Origin of the sequence: Bradyrhizobium sp. TM239, from assembly GCF_036247985.1 — a bacterium.
GTDB classification, from domain to species: domain Bacteria; phylum Pseudomonadota; class Alphaproteobacteria; order Rhizobiales; family Xanthobacteraceae; genus Bradyrhizobium; species Bradyrhizobium ottawaense.
In genome coordinates this window covers 14,360-39,905 of record NZ_BTIR01000023.1, presented here as the reverse complement: position 1 = coordinate 39,905, position 25,546 = coordinate 14,360, and the positions used below count along the sequence as shown (strand labels likewise).

The 25,546-nt window shown below is 65.7% G+C and carries 21 protein-coding genes; 12 read left to right on the top strand and 9 right to left on the bottom strand.

Annotation, left to right across the window (positions count from 1 at the left end; genetic code table 11):
- Positions 1-43: 43 nt before the first annotated feature.
- Complete coding sequence (locus AABA84_RS30970) at positions 44-565, bottom strand: hypothetical protein (RefSeq protein WP_212244064.1); 522 nt, start codon at positions 563-565, stop codon at positions 44-46.
- A gap of 279 nt (positions 566-844) precedes the next feature.
- On the opposite strand from AABA84_RS30970, the gene AABA84_RS30965 reads away from it, so the two are divergent.
- From AABA84_RS30965 to AABA84_RS30935, 7 genes are all read left to right on the top strand, one after another.
- Positions 845-2,503 carry an FAD-binding dehydrogenase gene (locus AABA84_RS30965; protein ID WP_338314023.1) on the top strand — a complete coding sequence of 553 codons (1,659 nt, stop codon included), beginning with the start codon at positions 845-847 and terminating at the stop codon, positions 2,501-2,503.
- 3 nt (positions 2,504-2,506) lie between these two features.
- On the top strand, positions 2,507-3,424 hold the full coding sequence (locus AABA84_RS30960) for an alpha/beta hydrolase family esterase (protein WP_338314022.1): 918 nt from the start codon (positions 2,507-2,509) through the stop codon (positions 3,422-3,424).
- A 133-nt stretch (positions 3,425-3,557) separates the two neighbouring features.
- Positions 3,558-3,908 carry a RidA family protein gene (locus tag AABA84_RS30955; protein ID WP_212244071.1) on the top strand — a complete coding sequence of 117 codons (351 nt, stop codon included), beginning with the start codon at positions 3,558-3,560 and terminating at the stop codon, positions 3,906-3,908.
- Positions 3,909-4,064: 156 nt separating this feature from the next.
- Positions 4,065-4,430 carry a nuclear transport factor 2 family protein gene (locus AABA84_RS30950; RefSeq protein ID WP_338314021.1) on the top strand — a complete coding sequence of 122 codons (366 nt, stop codon included), beginning with the start codon at positions 4,065-4,067 and terminating at the stop codon, positions 4,428-4,430.
- Positions 4,431-4,505: 75 nt separating this feature from the next.
- Positions 4,506-7,172 (top strand): ligase-associated DNA damage response DEXH box helicase, encoded by a 2,667-nt coding sequence (locus tag AABA84_RS30945; protein ID WP_338314020.1) that lies wholly within the window; start codon positions 4,506-4,508, stop codon positions 7,170-7,172.
- Between the two features lie 52 nt (positions 7,173-7,224).
- On the top strand, positions 7,225-7,896 hold the full coding sequence (pdeM, locus tag AABA84_RS30940) for a ligase-associated DNA damage response endonuclease PdeM (protein ID WP_338314019.1): 672 nt from the start codon (positions 7,225-7,227) through the stop codon (positions 7,894-7,896).
- 292 nt (positions 7,897-8,188) lie between these two features.
- Positions 8,189-8,620, top strand: a complete 432-nt coding sequence (locus AABA84_RS30935; protein WP_338305888.1) for a hypothetical protein — start codon at positions 8,189-8,191, stop codon at positions 8,618-8,620.
- A gap of 61 nt (positions 8,621-8,681) precedes the next feature.
- On the opposite strand, the gene AABA84_RS30930 is transcribed toward AABA84_RS30935, so the two are convergent.
- The gene (locus AABA84_RS30930) at positions 8,682-9,461 is read right to left on the bottom strand and encodes a DUF2865 domain-containing protein (RefSeq protein WP_212244079.1); all 780 of its coding nucleotides are present in this window, start codon (positions 9,459-9,461) and stop codon (positions 8,682-8,684) included.
- A gap of 280 nt (positions 9,462-9,741) precedes the next feature.
- Positions 9,742-10,305: an orotate phosphoribosyltransferase gene (pyrE, locus tag AABA84_RS30925; RefSeq protein WP_212030191.1), complete on the bottom strand. Its 564-nt coding sequence runs from the start codon at positions 10,303-10,305 to the stop codon at positions 9,742-9,744.
- A gap of 172 nt (positions 10,306-10,477) precedes the next feature.
- Between pyrE and AABA84_RS30920 the strand changes: the two genes are divergently transcribed.
- Positions 10,478-11,104, top strand: a complete 627-nt coding sequence (locus AABA84_RS30920) for a glutathione S-transferase family protein (RefSeq protein WP_338314018.1) — start codon at positions 10,478-10,480, stop codon at positions 11,102-11,104.
- A 178-nt stretch (positions 11,105-11,282) separates the two neighbouring features.
- Here the strand turns inward: AABA84_RS30920 and AABA84_RS30915 are convergent, their stop codons facing one another.
- The 3 genes from AABA84_RS30915 to AABA84_RS30905 form a co-directional block, all read right to left on the bottom strand.
- Positions 11,283-11,918, bottom strand: coding sequence for a LysE family translocator (locus AABA84_RS30915; RefSeq protein WP_338314017.1), 636 nt, complete (start codon positions 11,916-11,918; stop codon positions 11,283-11,285).
- Between the two features lie 222 nt (positions 11,919-12,140).
- Positions 12,141-15,230 carry a DNA polymerase I gene (gene polA, locus AABA84_RS30910; protein ID WP_338314016.1) on the bottom strand — a complete coding sequence of 1,030 codons (3,090 nt, stop codon included), beginning with the start codon at positions 15,228-15,230 and terminating at the stop codon, positions 12,141-12,143.
- Positions 15,231-15,412: 182 nt separating this feature from the next.
- Positions 15,413-16,480, bottom strand: coding sequence for an acyltransferase family protein (locus AABA84_RS30905; protein ID WP_212244087.1), 1,068 nt, complete (start codon positions 16,478-16,480; stop codon positions 15,413-15,415).
- Between the two features lie 195 nt (positions 16,481-16,675).
- Between AABA84_RS30905 and AABA84_RS30900 the strand changes: the two genes are divergently transcribed.
- The 4 genes from AABA84_RS30900 to AABA84_RS30885 all read left to right on the top strand — a co-directional run bounded on the left by AABA84_RS30900 (position 16,676) and on the right by AABA84_RS30885 (position 22,916).
- Positions 16,676-17,992, top strand: a complete 1,317-nt coding sequence (locus AABA84_RS30900) for a UDP-glucose dehydrogenase family protein (RefSeq protein ID WP_338314015.1) — start codon at positions 16,676-16,678, stop codon at positions 17,990-17,992.
- A 130-nt stretch (positions 17,993-18,122) separates the two neighbouring features.
- Entirely contained in the window at positions 18,123-20,597 is a 2,475-nt protein-coding gene (hrpB, locus tag AABA84_RS30895; RefSeq protein WP_212244090.1) for an ATP-dependent helicase HrpB, read from the top strand.
- Between the two features lie 119 nt (positions 20,598-20,716).
- The gene (locus AABA84_RS30890; protein ID WP_338314014.1) at positions 20,717-21,229 is read left to right on the top strand and encodes a TIGR02281 family clan AA aspartic protease; all 513 of its coding nucleotides are present in this window, start codon (positions 20,717-20,719) and stop codon (positions 21,227-21,229) included.
- 187 nt (positions 21,230-21,416) lie between these two features.
- Positions 21,417-22,916 carry a phosphomannomutase/phosphoglucomutase gene (locus AABA84_RS30885; RefSeq protein ID WP_338314013.1) on the top strand — a complete coding sequence of 500 codons (1,500 nt, stop codon included), beginning with the start codon at positions 21,417-21,419 and terminating at the stop codon, positions 22,914-22,916.
- 151 nt (positions 22,917-23,067) lie between these two features.
- On the opposite strand, the gene AABA84_RS30880 is transcribed toward AABA84_RS30885, so the two are convergent.
- The 3 genes from AABA84_RS30880 to nudC form a co-directional block, all read right to left on the bottom strand.
- Entirely contained in the window at positions 23,068-23,577 is a 510-nt protein-coding gene (locus AABA84_RS30880; RefSeq protein WP_212246206.1) for an Lrp/AsnC family transcriptional regulator, read from the bottom strand.
- 97 nt (positions 23,578-23,674) lie between these two features.
- Positions 23,675-24,598 (bottom strand): sugar kinase, encoded by a 924-nt coding sequence (locus AABA84_RS30875; RefSeq protein WP_338314012.1) that lies wholly within the window; start codon positions 24,596-24,598, stop codon positions 23,675-23,677.
- Positions 24,599-24,604: 6 nt separating this feature from the next.
- A complete protein-coding gene (gene nudC, locus AABA84_RS30870; RefSeq protein ID WP_338314011.1) occupies positions 24,605-25,543 on the bottom strand; it encodes an NAD(+) diphosphatase in 939 nt (312 codons plus the stop codon).
- Positions 25,544-25,546: the final 3 nt, after the last annotated feature.

The following is a 25,546-nucleotide window of genomic DNA, read 5'->3' as shown; positions in this document are numbered from 1 at the left end:
GGCGCCGCCGGCGGGCCGGAACGATCTCGTCAAGCTGGAAGCGTCAGTGCAGGAGCTGGCCGCGGGCGGATTCGATCTGGTCCGTTTGCGGGAGGGGCCTGCGCGACGGCTTGTTGGTCGAGGCTTGCGCGTCCAGGTAGCAGGGCTTGTACATGGCCTGGAGCTGCTTGCCCTTCAGGAAGAGCATGTGCGGGGTGAGGCCGCCCCGCTGGCTGATCCAGCGCTTCACCTGCGAGGGATACATCGCATAGAGCATCTGGGTCGCCTCAGCATTGGTGACGGCGCGGCCATTGCTGCCGAAATCCCAGGCGGCGTGGAAGCCGAGCGTCGCGCTCGAGGTCACGCAGATGCGGTCATGCGGGATGGCGCCGAGGACGATGGTGCAGGCGGAGGCGCAGAGGCCGTCGATGATGACGGTGTCACCGGACTGCCGCAGGTCCTGGTATTTGTCGACGTAGGTTCCAATCCGGCCACCGCGGTCATCCGCGATCCGAACCACCGCGTGAGAAGCCCCCATGCCAGCAATCAGGAGAACCGCCGCAAGCAACCCCGTCAGAAACTTCATTGTCCCCCGCCCCAGTCGAATTCGAATCTGCGTGTTCGGTGGTGATGCGCGACTAGCGTCTGTCGTAACCAAGGTTTTGTCTAGGCAGGCCGGCTCGCTCAAAACAAATTCAAATCCAGTGTTGCGTCCGCGCTGCACCCGATGGGTCTCTATCCCAAAGTGGAACAAGTTAATGATGTCTTATGCGTCACACCCTTGATCTCAGTTACAACCGCTGGCTTCAATCCGGGCGACTACAGGGGGGAACCTGTGGAGGGGGAAACATGGAGGGGGAAACACATGGCTGAAGAGACTGACGTCATCGTTGTCGGCGCGGGACTATCGGGACTGGTTGCCGCAACCGAGATCGCGGATGCGGGCAAGCGCGTGATTGTGGTCGACCAGGAAGGCGAGCAGTCGCTTGGCGGCCAGGCGTTCTGGTCGTTCGGCGGATTGTTCCTGGTCGATTCGCCGGAGCAGCGCCGGCTCGGCATCAAGGATTCCTTCGACTTGGCCATGCAGGACTGGATCGGTGCCGCCGGCTTCGACCGCGACGAGGACTTCTGGCCGCGGCAATGGGCCGAGGCCTATGTGGCGTTCGCAGCCGGCGAGAAGCGCGCCTGGCTGCGGGCGATGGGCCATCGCATCTTCCCCGTGGTCGGCTGGGCCGAACGCGGCGGCTATGACGCGATGGGCCACGGCAATTCCGTGCCGCGCTTTCACGTCACCTGGGGCACCGGCCCCGGCATCGTCGAGCCGTTCGAGCGCCGCGCGCGCGAGGCGATGAAAAGCGGCCGGCTGAGCTTCAGGTTCCGCCACCGCGTCGACGCGCTTTCGATCACCAACGGCACGGTGGATGGCGTCAGCGGCGCCGTGCTCGCCCCCGACACGATCGAGCGCGGCAAGAGCTCCTCACGCAACGTCGTCGGCGAGTTTGCGCTGAAGGCGCAGGCCGTGATCGTGGCGTCCGGCGGCATCGGCGGCAATCACGAGCTGGTGCGGCAGAACTGGCCGAAGCGGCTCGGTGATCCCCCGAAATTCATGATCTCCGGCGTGCCCGAACATGTCGACGGCCGCATGATCGGCATCACCGAGACATCAGGCGCGCGGCTGATCAATCGCGACCGCATGTGGCATTATGTCGAGGGCATCCAGAACTGGAATCCCATCTGGCCGCGCCACGGCATCCGCATCCTGCCCGGCCCCTCCTCGATGTGGTTCGACGCAACCGGCACACGATTGCCGGCGCCGCTATTCCCGGGCTCCGACACGCTCGGCCAGCTCAAATACATCATGTCGACCGGCTATGATTATTCCTGGTTCATCCTGACCCAGAGCATCATCAAGAAGGAGTTTGCGCTGTCGGGCTCGGAGCAGAACCCCGACCTGACCGGCAAGAGCTGGCGCATGACCTTGCGCCGCGCCACCAACAAGGGCGCGCCGGCGCCGGTCGAAGCATTCAAAAGCCATGGTGTCGACTTCATCGTACGCGACAAGATCGAGGACCTTGTTGCGGAGATGAACAGGCTTGCCGGCAGCGACCTCCTCAAGCTCGAGCACATCAGGATGCAGATCGAGGCGCGCGACCGCGAGATCGCCAATCCCTACGTCAAGGACGCGCAGGTGATGAACATTCACAATGCGCGCCGCTATATTGGCGACAGGTTGATCCGCACTGCCTCCCCACACAGGATCCTGGATCCCGCGCAGGGGCCCCTGATTGCGGTCAAGCTCAATATCCTCACCCGCAAGACGCTGGGCGGCTTCGAGACCGATCTCGACTCGCGTGTGTTCGGCGCTGAGGGCAGCGTCATTCCCGGCCTCTATGCGGTCGGCGAAGCCGCCGGCTTCGGCGGCGGCGGTGTGCATGGCTATCGCTCGCTGGAAGGCACCTTCCTCGGCGGCTGTCTGTTCTCGGGCCGCAATGCGGGCCGGGCCGCGGCGAAAGCGGTGGGCTAGATCGTGCGGCTGTGGATGCGCATCGGGGCGGTGGTCGCGGCATTGGCCGCCGCTTCGGCTGCATCCGCCGAGACGATCGACGTCAACGGCGCAAAGCGCTCCTACACCGCGCAATTGCCGGCCAGGAAGCAAGCGCCGCTCGTGATCGTGCTGCATGGCAAGACCCAGCGCGGCGCCGACATGATCACGCGGACGGCCTGGCCGCAGGTCGCAAAGCGCGAGGGTCTGGCCGTGGTCTTTCCGGACGGGCTCAACAATGCATGGGCGGATGCGCGAACGAAGGCGGGGCCTGCCCTGCGTGGACCGCCGGCGGGCACCGACGACGTCGCCTTCCTCGCAAAGCTCGTCGAGAAGCTGGTGGCCGACGGCACGGCCGATGCAAAGCGCGTCTTCGTCGCGGGCGTCTCCAACGGCGGTGCCATGGCGATGACCATGGCCTGCGCCCGCGCCGATCTGTTTGCGGCCGGTGCGAGCGTGATCATGAATCTCACCGACGAGGCCGCCGTCACCTGCCATCCGTCACGGCCGCTGCCGATGCTGCTCATGAACGGCACGGCTGACCAGCTGGTCCCCTACGCCGGTGGACGCGGGTCGAGCTATTTTGCGGCGGACGGGTTCTGGTCGACCGAGGAGACGCTGGCCTTCTGGCGCAAGCTCAATGGCTGTGAGACCGACGATGCCAGCGTGACCGACATGCCCGACAAGGCGCCTGCAGACCAATCGACAGTGACCCGGATCTCGTCGCGCTGCCCCAGGGGACACGACGTCGTGCTCTATCGCATCAACCATGGCGGCCATCGCATGCCCGGATTTTCTCCGGATGCCCGCTTCCCAAGGGTCGCAGCCGGCTTGCTCGGGCCGCAGAACGGCGACATCGATGGCGCCGAGACGATCTGGGCTTTTTTCAGTCAGCTTCCTTAAATGCCGCATGACCGGCGGTGACGGCATGCGTGCCCGGCAACGCATGCGTGCCTGGCAACGCATGCGTGCCCGGGGTGGCACGGCGCGAGGTGCTGGGCTAGACAGGGCCGCCATTCCAGCAGGAGATCCGTAAATGAGCATTCAGCGTTTCGAAGCCGGCCCGCGCATGAGCCAGGTCGTCGTGCACGGCAACACCGTCTATCTCGCCGGTGTCGTCGCCAACAAGGCCGCGGGCGAAAGCGTGACGAAGCAGACCCAGGACATCCTGGCGACCATCGACGGCCATCTCGCCAAGGCCGGCACCGACAAGTCGAAGCTGCTCTCGGCTACGATCTACATCACCGACATGAAGACCTTCGGCGAGATGAACGCGGTGTGGGACGCCTGGGTGTCGGCCGGCAATACCCCCGCCCGCGCCACCGTCGAAGCCAAGCTGGCGGCGCCGCAATACACCGTCGAGATCATGGTCACGGCCGCGAAGTAATCTTCACGACCAATTCGCATGCGAATGGAGCGCGATGACAGCATCATCGCGCTCCATTCTTTTCGCGCAACGATGACCTGCGAGGTAATCGATCGGCGCGCACAATCCTTCGATAGTCAGGGACAGCCGCATACGGCGTCATCGAAGGAGAGCACCATGACCGACCCCATCACCATCGCCCGCCGCTACATCGAGCTCTGGAACGAGCGCGCAGCCGGTCGACGTCGCGAGCTGCTCAGCGAAAGCTGGACGCCGGATGCGAGCTATGTCGATCCCTTGATGAAGGGCGAGGGCCGCGACGGCATCGAGGCGCTGATCGCTGGCGTGCAGCAGCGCTTTCCCGATTTCAAGTTCAGCCTGATCGGCGAACCCAACGGCTACGGCGACCACATCCGCTTTTCGTGGGGACTTGGTCCCGATGGCACTGACAGCCCGATCAAGGGCACTGATTTTGCCGTGCTGAAGGACGGCCGCATCCGAAGCGTGACCGGATTTCTCGATCAGGTGCCGGCCGGGGCGTGAGGCCGCTGGCCCTCCTCGTACAGGGGAGGGCAGCACCCCTCGACGAAGCCATCCTCGCGGCTTACCTGTCATGGTGTGACGCGCCGTATCCCCAAAATTCAGGCCGAGGCGCCTGCGCTGCTGCCCGACCGCTTCAAGGCGTGGTTCGCGGCCCGCGGCTGGTCGCCGCGCGCGCATCAATTGGCGCTGCTGGAGAAGGCTCGGGAGGACCGCTCGGCGCTGCTGATCGCACCGACCGGCGCCGGCAAGACGCTGGCGGGATTTTTGCCGACGCTGGTGGAGCTGTCTTCTCCCTCCCCCCTTGTGGGGGAGGGGCGGGGAGAGGGGTGGCCACACGCACCGCTCGTGGAGCGACCCCCCTCCCGTCAGCCTGCGGCTGCCGACCTCCCCCACAAGGGGGGAGGTAACAAGAAAAGCCTCGTCTCCACCGGCCGTAGCCTGCAACGCACCGGCGGCCTGCACACGCTCTACATCTCGCCGCTCAAGGCGCTCGCCGTCGACATCGCGCGCAACCTCGAGCGACCGATCGCGGAGATGGCGCTGCCGATCAAGGTCGAGACCCGCACCGGCGACACGCCGGTGTCGCGGCGGCAGCGGCAGCGGCGCTATCCGCCGGATGTGTTGCTGACGACGCCCGAGCAGCTCGCGCTGCTGCTGTCCTCGGATGATGCGCCGTTCCTATTCTCCTCCCTGAAGCGCATCGTGCTCGACGAGCTGCATGCGCTGGTGACGTCCAAGCGCGGCGATCTGCTCTCGCTGGGGTTGGCGCGGCTGTGGCGGCTGGCGCCGCAGATGCGCGCGATCGGCCTGTCGGCAACCGTCGCCGAGCCGGACCAGCTCGCGCGCGTCCTGGTGCCGCAGCCCGACGGCAAGGAAGCTGCCGCCGACGTCGTCATCGCCGGCGGCGCGGCGCCACCGCTGGTCGAGATGCTGGACACGCGCGAGCGGCTGCCCTGGGCCGGCCACAGCGCGCGCCACGCGCTCCCTGAAATCTACGAGCTGATCAAGGCGAACAAGACCACGCTGGTCTTCGTCAACACCCGTAGCCAGGCCGAGATGCTGTTCCAGAATCTCTGGAGCATGAACGACGACGGCCTCGCCATCGCGCTGCATCACGGCTCGCTCGACGTTGCCCAGCGCCGCAAGGTCGAGGACGCCATGTCGGCGGGACGCTTGCGCGGCGTGGTCTGCACCTCCTCGCTCGATCTCGGCGTCGACTGGGGCGATGTCGATCTCGTCATCAATATCGGCGCGCCCAAGGGGTCCTCGCGCCTGATGCAGCGGATCGGCCGCGCCAACCACCGCCTCGACGAAGCCTCGCGCGCGGTGCTGGTGCCGGCCAATCGTTTCGAAGTGCTGGAGTGCCGCGTCGCCATTGATGCCATTGCCGAGAACGCGCAGGACACGCCGCCCTTGCGCACCGGCGCGCTCGATGTGCTGGCCCAGCACGTGCTCGGCTGCGCCTGCGGCGAGCCGTTCATCAGCGATGATCTGTATGGCGAGGTCCGCACCGCCGCGCCTTACGCCGACCTGTCGCGGCCGGATTTCGACGACGTCGTGGATTTCGTCGCCTCCGGGGGATACGCGCTGAAGACCTATGAGCGCTTCGCCCGCATCAAGCAGGACAAGCAGGGGCGCTGGCGCGTCGCCAATCCCAAGGTGCGGCAGAGCTACCGGATGAATGTCGGTACCATCGTCGAGGATGACATGCTGAAGGTGCGCCTGGTGCGTTCGCGCCGTGGCGGAGCGGGGTCGACCGGCGTGATCGCGCGCGGGGGTCGGTTGCTCGGCGAGATCGAAGAAGCCTTCATCGAGGGCTTGAGCCCCGGTGACACCTTCGTGTTCTCAGGCGAGGTGGTGCGCTACGAGACCCTGATCGAGGACCAGGTCTATGTCTCCCGCGCCAACGACAAGGACCCGAAAGTGCCGTCCTATATGGGCGGCAAGTTTCCGCTCTCGACCTATCTCGCCGAGCGCGTGCGCCGGTTGCTCGATGACGGCCGCGCCTGGGGCGGCTTGCCGGAGCAGGTGCGCGACTGGCTGTCGCTGCAGAAGGATGTCTCGCGCGTGCCGGCGGTGCGTGAACTCCTGGTCGAAAGCTTTCCGCGCGCCAACAAGCACTACATCGTTTGCTATCCCTTCGAGGGGCGCCTCGCGCATCAGACCCTCGGCATGCTGCTGACGCGCCGGCTGGAGCGCGCCCGCGCACGGCCGCTCGGCTTCGTCGCCAACGAATATGCGGTGGCGATCTGGGCGCTCGGCGATCTCTCCTCCATGATCCGTGACGGCCGGATCGATCTCAACGCGCTGTTCGACCCTGATATGCTCGGTGACGATCTGGAGGCCTGGCTCGCCGAATCCGCCCTGATGAAGCGCACCTTCCGCAATTGCGCGATCATCTCCGGCCTGATCACACGCCGGCACACCGGCGAGGAGAAGAGCCGCCGTCAGGTGCTGTTCTCGACCGATCTCGTCTACGACGTGTTGCGCAAGCATCAGGCCGATCACGTCCTCTTGCGCGCCGCGCGCGCCGATGCCGCCACCGGCCTGCTCGATTTGCGCCGCCTAGGGGACATGCTCGCCCGCATCCAAGGCCGCATCACGCACCGGGAACTCGACCGCGTCTCTCCATTGGCCGTGCCCGTGATGCTGGAAATCGGCCGCGAGTCAGTCTATGGCGAAGCTGCAGACGAACTTTTGGCGGAAGCCGCCGATGAGCTCGTCAAAGAGGCGATGGGATAGCAGCAGGTTTTACGTGACGATTGGCGCGCAGGTTTCAGGAGACGTCGACGACATGCGCGTGTCCACAGTCACCATCAGCGATGTGACGTTCGCTGCCGATCTCTCCGGCGCGCTGTTCTGGGAAGAGCAGCGCCTGCTCGTCGTCTCCGACCTGCATCTGGAAAAAGGTTCCAGCTTCGCCGCCCGCGGCGTGCTGCTGCCGCCCTATGATACGCTGGCAACGCTGAGCCGTCTCGCTGCTGTCATCTCCCGCCATGATCCCGGCGTGGTCATCGCACTCGGCGACAGCTTTCATGACCGCACCGCGCATGAGCGGCTGTCGCCGGAAAATCGCGATGCGGTCGCGGCGCTCCAGACCGGCCGCGACTGGATCTGGATCTCGGGCAATCACGATCCGATGCTGCCGCGCGATCTCGGCGGCACCGTCGCCGACGAAGTCGCGGTCGGCCCGATCACCTTCCGTCATGAGCCCACCGGGGCGCGCGGCGAGATCGCCGGCCATCTCCATCCCAAGGCGCGCGTCTCCGCGCGTGGCCGCTTCATGGAGCGCCGCTGCTTCGCCTCCGACGGGATGCGTGCGGTGATGCCGGCGTTCGGCGCCTATGCCGGCGGCCTCAGCATCCGCGACGCCGCCTTCGCAAAGATCTTTCCGGCCAACGGTTTTGTCGCCCATCTGCTCGGCGACCGCCGCGTCCACGCCATTGCAGCCTCGCGCTGCTCCTGAGACCAAAAATTGGGACAGCACTACGTTCGGTAGTTTTCCGGAATCGCCCAAGCCCGTTGTCGGCTCTAACGTTAGGCTTGCCGGGGCTGGAATTTCTGATCCCGAACAAGATTGTAACCGGCAAGGGGCCGCTGCGAGGCGGCCCCTTTCATTTCCGGCGGTCAAAACTTTCGAGGACCGCTGCCGGGTTCGGAACAAATTAGGAACACTTTAGCAAGTCTTTGATATATCATTGTGATTCGGCGCATTGCCGACACAAGATCTAGCGTCTGTCAGACTTTGCGAGGACTACATGTCCACCATCGCCTTCGATCAATTTGCCCTCACCCGGATCGCCGATTTCGCGCGCTCGCTGTCGCGGCTGCATCAGGCGGCCCGGCGCCAGAGGATCGATGACGACCAGTTCGACCGCGAGTTCAACGCGGTGTGCCAGTCGATCTGGGGTTACACCATCGACGACGTCAGCGACGAGCTGTTCTCGACCGAGGATCATCTGTTCCTGGACACGCTCGACGAAGCCCAGGCGCGCATCTTCGCGGCCGAGCAGGGCTACGACCTCGTCGGCGATCAGGGCATGCTGACGGACTGGTGGGGCTTCTGCTGGATGATCCTGGCCGAGAAGCGCGGCCTCTTGACCCCGGACAACCGCGCCGCCGCGCGCGCGGCGATCGAGGAAAAATATCTGGCGGCGCCGAACGTGATCGGGGTGATTATCGGGAGGTGATCGCCGTGCCCCGGACAAAGCGCAGCGCGCCAAGCGATGTGCCGCCGTCCGGGACACGAGATCAATCCAGCCCCGCCCGCTTCGCCGGCTTCTGTGCCGTCGTCTTCGGCACCGTCACATCGGGCAGCGTTCCACGCACGATCTCCGCAGCGGGCGCATCTGCCGACACCGTCTCTGCCCGCACCGGGGCCACCTTCATCTCGCCGAGGCGGGCACGGACCTGGGCGGTGAGGCCGGGATAGGAGGCAACCGGGGTGAAGTCCGCAGCCTGGTCGTTGCCGACGCGGATGCCGGTATAGGCGACGAGGCCGTCAGTGGTGGCAATCACGTCGCCGGCTTTCAGCGAGGAGTCCAGCGCGAGATCGACCGGGGCAAGGCCGACCGGCTCGCGGCCGTTGCAGGTGCAGTCGGCGCGCAACGCCTTGCGATAGGCGAACGCGTTCTCGCTGTCGGCGTAGCGCTCGCCGGTCTGCGACGCCGCACCGTCGATCGAGGAGCCGAAATAGACCTTCGTCGCGCTGGCGGGACAGAACGCCTGACACATCTGCGCCGGCGAGGTGAGGCCGCGCATCAGCGGAAAATATTTGCCGTCGCAGCTGCGCACGCAGAAGGCCGGGCCGGAGCCTCCGGCCGCCGCCGAGCGGGTCGGCGGCACATATTGCGGGGTTGCGGCATTTTGCTGCCCGGTGAAGGGATCGGCGTAGGAGCTCGCCTGCTGCGGCACCTCGCGCTGCGGCCGCTGCTGCTGCATGCCGCCGAAGAAGAAATCGAACAGGCCTTCGGCCGAAACCGGGGCCGGAGCCGCAAGCAGCGGTGCTCCAAGGGTGGCGGCCACAAGCATCGCGCGACGCCGCCGGCGCGCATGGGACAGGACTGGACGCAAACGCTTACTCCACCCGACGCTACCGAACCGGCTGGGACCCCAAGGGGGTCTCAGCACGTGATTCACCATAAAGCGGGATGGTAAATGAGGGTTGAACGAGCGCGGATTCCGCGGACTGTCGCGCCCTGGACGCAGCGCCGCGCGCCGCCCTTCGCGGCGTGATGCGCTGCAGAGCCGGGGCCTATGCTCGCGACATTCTGGGTCTCGGCTCTGCGCCGCGTCCGGGACACGAGAGTCGTTACGCCTTCAAGAATTCCGAGGCCTTGTACAGCGAGCGGAACGGCAGACCGGCCGCACCGAACGTGTCGGTGGCGCCTTCCTCGCGGTCGACCATGGTCAGCACCAGCACCACCTCGGCGCCGGTCTCGCGCACCGATTCCACCGCCTTCATCGCCGAGCCGCCTGTCGTGGTGACGTCCTCGACGATCACGACGCGCTTGCCTGCCAGCGTCTCGCCTCTGGGCAGCCCTTCGATCGCGAGCTTGGCGCCGTGCTCCTTCGGCTTCTTGCGCACGAAGAACGCCGCGATCGGATGGCCCTTGATCCAGGAGATCTGCGCCAGCGCGCCGGCGAGCGGCACCGCGCCCATCTCGAGGCCGCCGATGAAATCGAGATTGTCGTCCTTGAGCGCCTCATAGGTCAGCTCGGCGAGCAGGGTCGCCCCCTCCGGGTCGAGCATGGTCGGCTTGAGGTTGAAGTAGAAATCGCTCTTGCGGCCCGACGCGAGCGTCACCTCGCCGCGGCCGAAGGAGCGCCGGCGGATGATTTCGAACAGGCGGGCGCGGGAGGCAGATTTCGACACGGCGGTCCCTCGAACAGCGTTTTTGGAAGTGGCGGAATTTATCCGCGACCGCCGCGACATTCCAGAGGGGGCGTCCCTCGTCAACAGGGATCGGCCATCCCGGACCGCCGGTTGTGGGGGCGCGACCTTCTGGAGTAGGTGGATGCCAACCTGTTGGGGAAGGAAGCAAGGCATGACCATCGAGCTGCACACCTGGAACACGCCGAACGGACGCAAGATCTCGGTCGCGCTGGAGGAGATGGGGCTGCCCTACAAGGTGGTCCCGGTGAACATCACCAAGGGCGAGCAGATGGCACCCGAGTTCCTCAAGCTCTCCCCGAACAACAAGATTCCCGCGATCGTCGACCCCGAGGGCCCGGACGGCAAGCCCGTCAGCATCTTCGAATCAGGCGCGATCCTGCTCTATCTCGGTGAAAAGACCGGCAAATTCCTGCCGAAATCGCTTGGCCAGCGTATCCCCGTCTACGAATGGCTGATGTGGCAGATGGGCGGCTTCGGCCCGATGCCGGGCCAGGTGCACCATTTCATCGCGCTCGAGAACGAGCACGACCGCGCCTACGGCCTGAAGCGCTACATGACGGAGACGCGCCGGCTCTACGGCGTGCTCGACCGCCGCCTGGCTGACCGCGACTTCGTCGCCGGTGACCTCTCGATTGCCGATTTTGCCATCCTGGGCTGGGCCTGGCGTCACCCTCGCCACAAGGTTGAGCTGGCCGACTTCCCCAACGTCAAGCGCTGGTACGAGGCCCTGATGGCCCGTCCGGCGGTGAAGCGGGGCATGGAGGCGAAGCTGGATTAGTTTGGCAGCGAACTCCCACGCCTCGTGCCCCGGACGCGACGCAGCGCGTAGCGGTGCGGCGCAGAGCCGGGGCCCATGGCTCCGCGATCTCGTTCCTGGCTTTCTGGGTCCCGGCTCTGCGCAGCAGCGCAAGAGCGCTGCAGCGCGTCCGGGACACGAGCGCGCCGTTTGACGTCGGCTACACCTTCTTCGCTTCGACCGCCATCCGCACCGCGAGCCCGGCGAGCACCGTGCCCATCAGCCAGCGCTGCACCAGCATCCAGCTCGGCCGGCTCGTCAGGAACAGCGCGATCGATCCCGCCGCGAGCGCGATCATCGCATTGACGCTGACACTGATCGCGATCTGGATTGCGCCGAGCACCACCGACTGCGTCAGCACGCTGCCGGCGGTGGGATCGATGAATTGCGGCAGCAGCGCCAGATACAGCATCGCGATCTTCGGGTTGAGCAGGTTGGTGACAAAACCCATCGCGAACAATTTGCGCGGACTGTCGATGGCGAGCTGTTTCACCTGGAATGGCGAACGTCCGCCCGGCTTCACCGCTTGCCAGGCGAGCCAGAGCAGATAGCCGGCACCCGCAAAGCGCAGCGCGTCATAGGCAAAGGGAATGGCGAGCAAGAGCGCCGTGATGCCGAACGCCGCGCACAGCATATAGAACACGAAGCCGAGCGCCACGCCGCCGAGCGAGACAATGCCCGCCGCCGGCCCCTGCGTGATCGAGCGCGAGATCAGATAGATCATGTTCGGCCCCGGCGTGAGCACGAGGCCAAGGCAGACGAGGGCGAAGCCGAGCAGGGCGGAGGTATGGGGCATGGGTGAACCGGTGCGGGAGATGGCACGGTTCTAATATGCGAGGCCTTCTCGGGCCATCGCGCAATTGCTCGGAGGACAATTGAGCTCGCGTGTCCGGACGCGGCGCAGCGTGAAACGGTGCGCTGCAGAGCCGGGACCCAGTTGGCGCGACGTGGGCCCCGGATCAGCAGCGCATCACGCCGCGAAGGGCGGCGCGCTGCGCAGCATCCGGGGAAAGCAGCCTCAATGCGCCTCGTCCCAATTGTTCGCCGCGCGTGCATCGACATGCAGCGGCACCGACAGCAGCACCGCCGGGAACGGCGCGTCCTGCATCACGTGCTGCACGACCGGCAGCGTCGCCTCGACCTCGGCGTCGGGCACCTCGAAGATCAGTTCGTCATGCACCTGCAGCAGCATCTGCGCCGACAGCTTCTTTGCGGCCAGCGCGTCCTCGACCCGCGTCATGGCGCGGCGGATGATGTCGGCCGCGGTGCCCTGCAGCCGCGCGTTGATCGCGGCGCGCTCGTTGAAGGCACGCACCGAGGCGTTGGAGGCCTTGATGTCGGGGTAGTGGCACTTGCGGCCGAACAGCGTGGTGACATAGCCGTTCTGCCGGCAGAAATCGCGCGTCTCGTCCATGTAGGCGCGGATGCCGGGGAAGCGCTCGAAATATTTCTTGATGTAGGCCGAGGCCTCCTCGCGGGCGATGCCGAGCTGGTTGGCGAGGCCGAACGCGGAGATGCCGTAGATGATGCCGAAATTGATCGCCTTGGCACGGCGGCGGATCTCGCTCGGCATGCCCTTGATCGGCACGCCGAACATTTCCGACGCCGTCATGGCGTGAATGTCGAGACCGTCGCGAAACGCCTGCTTCAGCACGGGGATGTCGGCGATCTCCGCCAGCAGCCGCAGCTCGATCTGCGAATAGTCGGCGGAGACAAGCTTGTGGCCGGGGGTGGCGATGAAGGCGCGTCGGATCTTGCGGCCGTCCTCGGTGCGCACCGGGATGTTCTGCAAATTCGGCTCGTTCGACGACAGCCGGCCCGTCGTGGTCGCGGCCAGCGCATAAGTCGTGTGCACGCGATGGGTCTGCGGATTGACGTAGGTCGGCAGCGCGTCGGTATAGGTCGATTTCAGCTTGGAGACCTGGCGCCACTCCAGGATCTTCTTCGGGAGGTCGTGGCCCTGCTCGGCGAGCTCGTCCAGCACCTGCGCGGTGGTCGACCATGCGCCCGTCTTGGTCTTGGTGCCGCCGGACAGTCCCATCTTGCCGAACAGGATGTCGCCGATCTGCTTGGGGCTGCCGACATTGACCGGCTCGCCCGCGATCTCCTGGATCTCGGCCTCGACGCGGGCCGCGGTCTGGGCAAAGTCGCCGGACAGGCGCGACAGCACCTGTCGGTCGATCGAGATTCCGCGCCGCTCCATGCGCGCAAGCACCGCGACCAGCGGCCGCTCCAGCGTCTCGTAGACCGCGGTCATATGCTCGGCGACCAGGCGCGGCTTCAGCACGCGCCAGGCGCGCAAGGCGACGTCGGCGCCTTCCGCCGACAGCGCCGCGGCCTTGTCGATCGGCACCTGGTCGAAGGTGATCTTGCCCTTGCCGCTGCCGAGCAGCTCGCTCTCCTTCAGCATGGCGTGTCCGAACCAGCGCTCGGACAGCGATTCGATCGCATGCGAGCCGCGGCCGGCGTCGAGCACGTAGGAGATCAGCTGCGCATCGTCGGTGTTGCGCAAGGTGATGCCGTGCTGCGCCAGCATGACGGCGGTGAATTTGAGGTCGAAGCCGATCTTGAGAATGCCCGCCGATTCAAGCACGGGCCGCAGCGCCTCGATCGCATCGGCATGCTTGACCTGATCGGGTGCAAGGCCGGCGTCGAACAGGCCGGCCCCGCCGCCAGCTTGCTTGTGCGCAAGCGGCACGTAGCAGGCCTCGTTCGGCGCCAGCGCCAGCGCGATGCCGCAGAAATCGGCTTGCATCGGATCGATCGAGTTTCCGCGGATCTCGACCGCGACATGACCGGTATCGTGGATGCGCGCGATGAAGGCGTTGAGCTCCTCGAGCGACTTGATCGTTTGATACTTGGCGCGATCGACCGGAAGCTTGCGCAGCGCCTCTTCCCGCGCGGCGGCCAGCGAGATCGGCGCGCCCTTCAGGCTGGCACCCTTGTCGCCCTTGTCACCGCCCGTTGCGGTGGCCGCAGGCGCGGCGAAGAGATCGCCGGAGGCCTCGGACGATCTTGCCTTGGCGGCGCCGTCACCGGCCTTGTTGCCGGCCTTGGCGCCGCTGCTGTTGCTCGCATCGGCATCGACGTTCGACGGATCGATCTGCGAGTAGTCGGCGACGCGGCGCGTCAGCGTGGTGAATTCCATCGCCTTCAGGAAGGCAATCAGCTTGCGTGCGTCGGGTTCGTGGACGGCGAGGTCGTCGAGCGGCACGTCGAGTGCGACCTTGTCGTCGAGCAGCACCAGCTTGCGCGAGATTCGCGCCTTCTCGGCATTCTCGATCAGCGCCTCGCGCCGCTTCGGCTGCTTGATCTCGGTGGCGCGGAACAGCAACTGGTCGAGGTCGCCATATTCGGTGATCAGCTGCGCCGCGGTCTTGATGCCGATGCCGGGCACGCCAGGCACGTTGTCGGTGGAATCGCCGGCCAGCGCCTGCACCTCGACCACCTTCTCCGGCGGCACGCCGAATTTCTCGATCACCTCGGGGATACCGATGCGGCGGTCCTTCATGGTGTCGTACATCATGATCTTGTCGTTCACGAGCTGCATCAAATCCTTGTCGGAGGACACGATGGTCGTGGTGGCGCCGCGTTCGCTGGCCTGCCGCGCATAGGTTGCGATGAGGTCGTCGGCCTCGAAGCCGCCCTGTTCCAGGCAGGGCAGGTCGAAGGCGCGCACGGCCTCGCGGATCAGCGCGAATTGCGGGATCAGATCATCAGGTGCGGGCGGCCGGTGGGCCTTGTATTCGGGATAGATCGCGTTGCGGAAGGTGACCTCCGACTTGTCGAACACGATGGCGAGGTGGGTCGGCCGGTTGTCGGCGGGCATGTCGCGCAAGAGCTTCCACAGCATGTTGCAGAAGCCGAGCACGGCATTGACCTGCAGCCCGTCCGACTTGCGGTTGAGCGGCGGCAGCGCGTGATAGGCGCGGAAGATGTAGCCGGAACCGTCGACCAGGAAGATGTGGTCGCCCTTGCCGGCCGCCTTTGCTGCAACCGGCTTGGCCGCGACCGGTTTGGCAGTAGCTGTCGCGGCGGGCTTGGTATCGGCGGCGGCCTTGGGCGCGGTGTCAGCTTTGGCGGTCGTCTTCGGGGATGTTTTGGGCATGGCCGCAATGTATGAATTTTTGCGGGCTTTGACAGCCTTGGGAGGGTGATTTTTGCCTCGCTGGCGCCGCTATCCCCACTGTCATTCCCCGCGAAGGCGGGGAATCCAGTACGCCGCGGCCTATCCGTATACGACCGCTGCCTCTGGAATACTGGATGCCCCGCCTTCGCGGGGCATGACAGCTACTCCGCCGCCTGCAACACCGGCCCCGCCTTCTTCGGCGCAATCCAGAACGCATCGGGTCGCTCGAACAGGAAGCGCGCATTGAACAGCAATGCGGCCTGCCAGATCGCGAGCGCGCCGACCACGCCGGCGATGGTGACGATCAGCGACACCGTGCCGATATCGGGAATGATGCCGGTGCGCAGCAGCAGCGTCCGCGTCGCCGCCATCGGCAGGAAGAAGGCGAGATAGATCACGATCGAATGCTCGCCGCAGAAGCGGAAAAAGTTCAGCCACTGCGCGCGCGCGAGCAGCGTACCCATCGTGATGATGGCGCAGGCACCGGCAAAGCCGAGCACGAGCGAGACGATCTTCCATTCGCTGGTCCCCGACGCGACGAGGCCGGCATTGACCAGCACCCAGGTCGCGAGCGCTGCAAGCGCGAGGGCGGGGTGCTTCCGTGCGCGATCCGACAATGCGAACACGTAAGGCGCAAACAGATAGCCCGAATAGAAATAAACGAAGCGCGAGCAGAACTCGTCGATCGCGGTCCAGCCGGTCGAGATGCGGGCCGTCTCCAGCGCGGCGGCGACCAGCCAGATCGCGAGCGGCGGGAATTTGCGTGTCAGTTTTGTGACGACGAAGAAGACCGGCAGCAGATAGATGAACCACAGCGTGCCGAACGGCTCGACGAAGGATTCGAGATACAACAGGCCAACGTGGTGCCAACTCGTCTCCGCCGCGAAAGCGGGCGCCTTGAAGCCGAACTGGATTGTCACCCAGACGACATAGAAATAGGCGAAATGCACCACCTTGCGGTCGAGATAGGTTCGCCAGTCCCGGTCGATCACCAGCGGCAGGAACAGGCCCGAGATCAGGAAGAAATCCGGCATCCGGAATGGCTTCGCGAAGGCTACGGCGACATGCATGAAACCGGTCTGACCGGCGGCGAGCTCGACCCCCAGCACCGAATGCATCATCACGACCATGATGATGCAGATGCCCTTGGCGTAGTCGATCCAGTCGACACGCGCGGCAGCCCGGTCTTTGGTGCCTCCGCTCCCTGCGACTGTGCCTGATGGTGCCATGGTGTCCCTTTTCGAGGCGTGTTCCGCCCCGTCCTGTTCGGGTGTGGGGCAGTGTGGGGCCTCTACGGTTTCCGACTTCTTTACCGGTTCAAGTCCCATGCCGCTTTTTTGCCTGCGGACTGTTCCCTCCCCTCGGGAAAATGCTAAACCGCCCCGCGTCGGGGTTTCGTTAACCAATCTGAAACAGGGATTTTCATGCGCATCGCGATGATCGGCACGGGTTATGTGGGACTGGTGTCCGGAGCCTGCTTTGCTGATTTTGGTCACGACGTCACCTGCGTCGACAAGGACGAGAAGAAGATCGCCAGCCTCCGTCGCGGCGAGATCCCGATCTACGAGCCCGGGCTCGACGAGCTTGTCGCGACCAACGTCAAGGCCAAGCGGCTCGACTTCACCACCGATTTGTCCAAGCCGGTTGCGGATGCCGATGCCGTGTTCATCGCGGTCGGCACGCCGTCCCGCCGCGGCGATGGCCACGCCGATCTCTCCTATGTCTACGCCGCCGCGCGCGAGATCGCGCAGTCGCTTACCGGCTTCACCGTCGTGGTGACGAAGTCGACCGTGCCTGTGGGCACCGGCGACGAGGTCGAGCGCATCATCCGCGAGACCAATCCCAACGCGGACGTCGTGGTGGCTTCGAACCCCGAGTTCCTGCGCGAGGGCGCGGCGATCCGCGACTTCAAGTTTCCCGATCGCGTCGTGGTCGGCACCTCGGACGAGCGCGGCCGCAAGGTGATGGGCGACATCTACCGTCCGCTGTCGTTGAACCAGGCGCCGCTGATGTTCACGGAGCGTCGCACCGCCGAGATGATCAAATACGCCGCGAACGCGTTTCTCGCGACCAAGATCACCTTCATCAACGAGATCGCCGATCTCTCGGAGAAAGCCGGCGCCAACGTCCAGGAGGTCGCGCGCGGCATTGGCCTGGACAACCGCATCGGCACCAAATTCCTGCATGCCGGTCCCGGGTTTGGCGGCTCGTGCTTCCCCAAGGACACCAAGGCGCTGATCAAGATCGCGCAGGATTACGACGTCTCCTTGCGCATCGTCGAATCCGTGCTGGCGGTCAACGAGAACCGCAAGCGTGCGATGGCGCGCAAGGTCAGCCAGGCGCTCGGCGGCTCGCTGCGCGGCAAGACCATTGCGGTGCTCGGCCTCACCTTCAAGCCCGACACCGACGACATGCGCGATGCGCCATCGATCCCGCTGGTGACAGGCCTGATCGACATGGGGGCGACGGTCAAAGCCTTCGATCCCGTCGGCATGCAGCAGGCCAAGGGCGAGTTACCCGATATCACCTATTGCGAGGACGCCTATTCCTGCGCGCAAGGCGCTGACGCGCTCGTCATCGTCACCGAATGGGTGCAGTTCCGGGCGCTCGATCTCGACCGGCTGAAGGCCGTCATGGCCCAGCCCGTGGTCGTCGACTTGCGCAACATCTACCGCCCCGAAGACATGGAAGCCGCCGGCTTCACCTATGACAGCATTGGCCGGCCGCCTGTGCAGGGCTGATCGCCACACACGATTGTCATACCCCGCGAAGGCGGGGTATCCAGTAATCCCGATCTTCGTGATGATCGGGATCTGAGTTGACTGGATCACCCGCCCGGCGCGCAAGGCGGGTGATGACGGATGCGAGATCTTGCCCCGCAGTTTCGACACACCCCTCCCGATCGATGCCGTGCTCGACGATTTGTCGCGCACGCTGGAGGCGCACAACGCTGCCGTGCTGGTGGCGCCGCCTGGGGCCGGCAAGACCACGCGCGTGCCGCTGGCGCTGCTCGATGCGCCCTGGGCGAAGGCTAAGAAGATCATCGTGCTGGAGCCGCGGCGCATCGCGGCACGGGCCAGCGCCGACCGCATGGCCAAATCGCTCGGCGAGCGCGCCGGCGAGACCGTTGGCTACCGCGTCCGGTTCGGCTCGAAGATCTCGCGCACCACGCGCATCGAGGTGGTGACCGAGGGCATCTTCACCCGCCAGATCCTCGACGATCCCGAACTCTCAGGCGTTGCCGCCGTCCTGTTCGACGAATTCCATGAGCGCTCGCTCGATGCCGACATGGGTCTCGCGCTGGCGCGTGACGCGCAGACCGGCCTGCGCGAGGATCTGCGCATTCTCGTGATGTCGGCAACGCTCGACGGCGCGCGGGTGGCAAAGCTGCTTGGCGATGCACCCGTCGTCGAGAGCGAGGGCCGCGCTTTCCCCGTCGAGACGCGCTATCTCGGCCGCAAGGCGGACGCGCCGGTGGAGCGGCAGATGGCGGATGCGATCGCATCCGCGCTGCGCGCCGATGGCGGCTCCGTGCTGGCGTTCCTGCCGGGCGCCGCTGAAATCCGCCGCACCCAGAATTTCCTCTCCGAGCGCGTGCAGGATGCCAGCATCGAAATCGTGCCGCTGTTCGGCGCGCTTGATGCCGCGGTGCAAGATCGCGCCATCGCGCCTGCGCCCAAGGGCACGCGCAAGGTGGTGCTGGCGACGTCGATCGCGGAGACCTCGCTGACGATCGAAGGCGTGCGCATCGTGGTCGATTCCGGGCTTGCCCGCGTGCCGCGCTACGAGCCGGACATCGGGCTGACCCGGCTCGAGACCGTGCGCGCTGCGCGCGCGGCGGTGGACCAGCGCCGCGGTCGCGCCGGCCGCACCGAGCCGGGTGTCTGCTACCGGCTCTGGGACGAGCCGCAGACGGCTTCGCTCGCGCCCTACACCCAGCCGGAAATCCTGAGTGCCGATCTATCCTCTCTGGTGCTCGATCTCGCGCAATGGGGCGTTGCCGACCCCTCGGCGCTGTCGTTCCTCGACCCGCCGCCCGCACCCGCCTGGAAGGAAGCCAAGAGCCTTCTGACCGAGCTCAACGCGCTCGATGGCGACGGCCGCATCACCGCGGAAGGCAAGAGCCTGCGTGCACTGGCGCTGCCGCCGCGGCTCGCGCGCATGATCGTGGATTCGCATCGCGTCGGGGAGGGCGAGGCCGCCGCCGAGATCGCGGCCATCATCACCGAGCGCGGACTTGGCGGCGACAGCGTCGATCTTGAGCACCGCCGCGACCAGTTCCGCCGCGACCGCTCGCCGCGCGCCGCCAGCGCGCGCGATCTGGCGCGGCGCTGGGCCTCGCAAGTGGCGGCTTCGGAGAAGGCGGGGCCGCAGGATGATCTCTCGACCGGCTTGATGCTTGCCTATGCGTTCCCGGACCGCGTCGCGCGAAACCGCGGCAATGGCAGTTTCGTGCTTGCCAACGGCCGTGGCGCCGCGGTCGAGCAGACCTCCTCGCTCGCCCGCGCGCCTTACATCGCGATCGGTGAGATGACGGGTACGGCGGCGAGCGGGCGTATCTTGCTCGCTGCGCAAATCACTGAGGACGACATCGAGCGGCATTTCGCCGAGCATATCGAGACCGTCGACGAGATTTCGTTCGACCGCGGCGCCATGGCGCTGCGTGCACGGCGCAAGCGCGCGCTGCACGCGATCACGCTGTCCGAAGCGACACTGGCCGTGTCGCCCTCCGAGGACACCGCGCGCATCTTCGCAGACGGATTGATCGCCGCCGGCCTCGATCGGCTGCCCTGGTCGAAGGCTGCAAAGCAATGGCGCGACCGGGTGATGTTCCTGCGCAAGGCCGAGGGCGACAGCTGGCCCGATCTGTCGGACGACGGGCTGATCGCGCGCCGCGACGACTGGCTGGTGCCGGCGCTCTACGACAAGATCGCGCTGAAGGACATCTCGCCCGGCGATCTTTCCGATGCGCTGATGGCGCTATTGCCGTGGGAGATGCGCGCGCGGCTCGACCGCGAGGCGCCGACGCATTTCGAGGCGCCGACCGGAAGCGTGCTCGCGATCGACTACGAGGCCGAGCAGGGGCCGACCATCGCGGTGCGGCTGCAGGAATTGTTCGGTCTCAACGCCCATCCCTCGATCGCTGCCGGCAAGGTGCCGCTGGTGCTGGAGTTGCTGTCGCCGGCGCAGCGCCCGGTGCAGGTGACGCGCGACCTTCCCGGTTTCTGGCGCGGCAGCTACGCCGCGGTCCGTTCCGACCTGCGCGGCCGCTATCCCCGCCATCCCTGGCCGGACGATCCGGCCAGCGCGGTGCCGACCCGGCGGGCCAAGCCGCGCGGGACGTGAGGGCGCATTAACCGTCCGCTCATCCTTTTCGTCAAGATAGCATCGCTCTGGCCGCAGCAACGCTCGCGGCCTGGTGTGCCGCGTGTTGAAATCGAGCTTTCCGGCTCGGAAGTGGTGTGATGCGTAACATTATGATCATCGCAGCCGTCATGATCGGCCTTGGCACCTTCATGGCGCAGATGGCGGACAAGATGAGCTCCGCCTCCGCAAGCTCGGTGCCGCGCACCACGGTCGCCGTCGCGGCGGCTGCGCCTGCCGGGGGCCGCAGCCTCGCCATTTCCCGCGATGGCCGGGGTCATTTCCAGACCGAAGGCCGGATCGACGGCCAGCGCATCGGCTTCATGCTCGACACCGGCGCCTCCGTGGTTGCGCTGAATGAGACCTCGGCGGCCCGCTTTGGCCTGCGTCCCTCGCGCAGCGATTACAACGCCACCGTCTCCACCGCCAACGGCACCATCAAGGCCGCGCGCACCCGCATCGCCATGCTGGAGGTCGGCGGTCTCATCGTGCGCGACGTCGATGCCATGGTGCTGCCCGACGAGGCGCTGTCGGAGAACCTGCTCGGGCTCTCCTTCCTGTCCCGCCTCAAGCGCTTCGAATATTCCAACGGCCAGATGGTGCTGGAGCAGTAGGCGGAGCCTTTCGCGATCAAGCGCCGTCCATTTCAAGATAGCTATTTGCCTCGACCGCCCTCGCGGTAACGTTTCTTCGTTACCAAACTGCCGCAATTATCGGCCATAAGCCTTCATTCCCGCCTTCCGCTGCGGCCCTGCATTCGCTAAGGCTGCCTCAATTCCTGCCCTTCACGAGACCATCTCAATGTTCCCGAAGCCGAAATCCGTCCTTTTGCCCAACACCTACGCCTTCGAATCCGAGCCGATGGTGAAGCCCACCGGCTTTCGCGAATACGACGCGCGCTGGTTGTTCCAGAAGGAAATCAACCTGATGGGTGTGCAGGCACTCGGCATGGGGCTGGGCGCGCTGATCGCCGAGCTCGGCGTCAAGCAGGAGATCGTCACCGGGCATGATTTCCGTGGCTATTCGGCCTCGATCAAATACGCGCTGATCTCCGGCCTGATGGCGGCAGGCTGCAAGGTGCACGACATCGGGCTTGCGGTGACGCCGATGGCCTATTTCGCCCAGTTCGATCTCGACGTGCCCTGCTGCGCGATGGTGACGGCCTCGCACAACGACAATGGCTGGACCGGCGTAAAGATGGGCGCCAACCGTCCGCTGACCTTCGGCCCCGACGAGATGACGCGGCTGAAGGAGATCGTGCTCAATGCCGATTTCAAGAACAAGGCCGGCGGCTCCTATCAGTTCCACGAGAATTATCCGGCGCGCTACATCGCCGATCTCACCTCCCGTCCGAAACTGAAGCGCAAGCTCAAGGTCGTCGCGGCCTGCGGCAACGGCACCGCCGGCGCCTTCGCGCCGCAGGTGCTGGAGGCGATCGGCTGCGAGGTGATCCCGCTCGACACCGAGCTCGACCACACCTTCCCGAAATACAATCCGAACCCCGAGGATATGGAGATGCTGCACGCGATCCGCGATGCGGTGCTGCATCACAAGGCCGATGTCGGCCTCGGCTTCGACGGCGACGGCGATCGCTGCGGCGTTGTCGACAATACCGGCGAGGAGATCTTTGCCGACAAGGTCGGCGTGATGCTGGCGCGCGACATGTCGGCGATCCACAAGGACGCGCAGTTCATCGTCGACGTGAAGTCGACCGGCCTGTTCGTCACCGATCCCGTGCTGCAGAAGCAGGGCGCCAAGGTCGCCTATTGGAAGACCGGCCATTCCTACATGAAGCGCCGCACCAACGAGACCGGCGCGCTGGCGGGCTTCGAGAAGTCCGGCCATTTCTTCTTCAACAAGCCCTATGGGCGCGGCTATGACGACGGCCTGGTGTCGGCGATCGCGATCTGCGACATGCTCGACCGCGCGCCGGGCAAGTCGATGGCGGACCTGAAGAACGCGCTGCCGAAGACATGGTCGTCGCCGACCATGTCGCCGCATTGCGCCGACGAGACCAAGTACGGCGTCATCGACCAGGTGGTGAAGCACTTCGAGGGCTTGCAGGCCAAGGGCGCCAGGATCGGCGGCCAGGCGATCCGCGACCTCGTCACCGTCAACGGCGTGCGCGTCACGGTCGAGGACGGCAGCTGGGGCCTGGTGCGTGCCTCCTCGAACAAGCCCGAGCTCGTCGTTGTGGTCGAGAGCCCGGTCTCCGAGCAGCGCATGCACGACATGTTCGAGATGGTGAACAGCGTGCTGCGCACGCATCCGGAAGTCGGCGAGTACAATCAGACGATTTGAGAGGCGACGGCGAACCCCTCTCGCTGTCATGCCCCGGCTTGACCGGGGCATCCAGTACGCCGCAGCTTCTCCGTATCCCGTCGCCGTCTCTGGAATACTGGATCGCCCGGTCGAGCCGGGCGATGACACCTTCTCTGCGGCGTGACGGAAGCTAAGCCGCCACCACCGCCGGGATCGGCAGTGCGGTGACCGACTTGATCTTCTCCATCGCGAAGCGCGAGGTGACGTTCTTCAGCGGCACGGCGCTGATCAGCTTCTTGTAGAACACGTCATAGGCCTGCATGTCCGCGACCACGACGCGCAGCATGTAGTCGACGTCGCCGGCCATGCGATAGAACTCCATCACCTCGGGCATGGCGCTGACGGCTTCGGCGAATTTCTTCAGCCAGGCGTCGGAATGGTCGGAGCTTTCGACCGACACGAACACAGAGATGCCGAGCCCGATCTTGTTCTGGTCGACCAAGGCCACCCGCTTGATGATCACGCCGTCGGCCTCCAGGCGCTGGATGCGCTTCCAGCAGGGCGTCGAGGACAGGCCGACGCGGTCGCCGATCTCGGCGACGGACAGAGAGGCATCCTCCTGGAGCACCATCAGGATCTTGCGGTCGATGGCATCGAGGCGGCGGCTGGTCTCGGGGATCTGGACGGCGAGGTCGGTCATTTGAAGAACTTTGTTCCATTTCAGGGGCTGATTTCCCTGATATAGAGAAAATCTTTCCCCAGCAAGCCCATAATCTCGGCGCATCGATGGAATTGCTCTAGGGCCTCCCTCGCAAAAACCCTTCAACTTCAATACGTTGGGGTGCAGCCATGCCGCCGCCATGGTGGGTGCATTTCAGTGCTGCAGCGGCCGCGGCGAATCGCAGCGCCTCCGGCACCCCCTTACCCTCGGCGAGGCCAAGCGCGAAGGCGCCATGAAAGACGTCACCGGCGCCGAGCGTATCGACCGCCTGGACCGGGAAGGCGGCGGTTTCTTTCGGCTCGCCTGCCTCGTTCAGCCAGATCGTACCGAGCGGACCGCGGGTCGCGGCAAGGAAGGCCGGCGTCAGTCTGGCCAGGCGTTGCAACGCCTTGGCGTCGTCGGCGATGCCGGCGGTCTCCTGCACCTGCTCGCTGGCGAACAGCAGATGCGAGGCGGCGGTCAGCAGGCCGTCCTGCAACGACATCGCGCGATCGACGCCGACGATGACGGGAATGTCGCGTCGCCGAGCCTCGGCGCAGAGATCAACGCAGAATGAGGCACAACGGCTTTCGACGAGGACCGCGCGGCAGTCGACCAGCAATTCGTCGGCATTGGGCAGCTTCACGCGCCACAGGCCGGGATCGCGATAGATCGTGAGCGTCCGCTCGCCCGAGGGCTCGATCATGATCGCCGAGACCGGCGTGGTCATATCAGGCATGCGCACGATATGCGTGGTGTCGATGCCCTCCTGCGCCATTTGGTCGAGGATGAAGCCGCTCGGTGTCTCCCGCGCATCGCCCATGGGGCCAGCGAAGAAGACGTGACCACCAAGCCGCGCAATCGCGATCGCGGCATTGAGCGCGTTGCCGCCGCAGATCTCGGCGAGGTGGCTGGCGTTGGCCTTGCTGCCGCGCGCCGGCACGGCCTCGACCCGAAAGGTGAGGTCGCGCACGGGAATGCCGATGCAGAGGATGCGCGGCGCGGTCACAGCTAGCGCCATCGGCAGTCAGTTCTTGTCGTGGACCCAGCGGCCGAGCAAGTGATGGGCGATGGCGAAGGGATGCGGGCCGGCGAGCCCGTCCGGATGCGTCCGCGTCAGCATCAGGGCTGCCTCCTCGCGCGTGAACCAGCGCGCATCCTCAAGCTCCGAGTGATCGACGACGATGTCCTCGCTCACAGCTCGCGCGCTGCAGCCGATCATCAGCGACGATGGATAGGGCCAGGGCTGCGTCATGTAATACTGCACGTCGGTGCAGCGGATCCCGGATTCTTCCAGGATCTCGCGGCGCACCGCGTCCTCGATGGTCTCGGCAGCCTCGACGAAGCCGGCGAGGCAGGAATACATCCCTGCCGGAAACTGCTTCTGGCGGCCGAGCAGGCATTTGTCGCCGGAGGCGACGTGCATGATCACGACAGGGTCAGTCCGCGGAAAATGCTCGGCCTTGCAAGCCGGGCACTCGCGCTTCCAGCCGCCTTCCTTCATCGCGCTGCGCGTGCCGCAATTGGCGCAATAGCCATGGCGCTGGTGCCAGCCGACCATCGACTTCGCCATCGCGATCGCCGACAGCTCGTCTGGGGGAATCGCGCCCTGCATCGCCATGCCGCGCAGCTCGGTCACGGTGTAGTCCTCGCGTCCGACCAGCTTCTCGGCGGCGGCCTGCGACAGGCCCATGCCGAACATCGCGGCGCCGTCGCGCAGCCCCAGGAAGATCGTGCCGGGATTGGCGCCGCACTTCAGCGCCTCGTCGATCGAGAGCAGCGCGCGCATCTTGTCGCCCTCACGCTTGACCAGCAGCGAGTCGCGGTAGACCACATAGGCGCGCGAGGTCGGCTTCTGCTCCATCGCGAACAGCTTTTGGTCGTCGCGGCGCAGATGCGCGGCGCGATCGAGGATGTTGGTGACGAAGGCCGGCTGTCCCAGCGGAAATGCGTTGAATGCTGACATTAT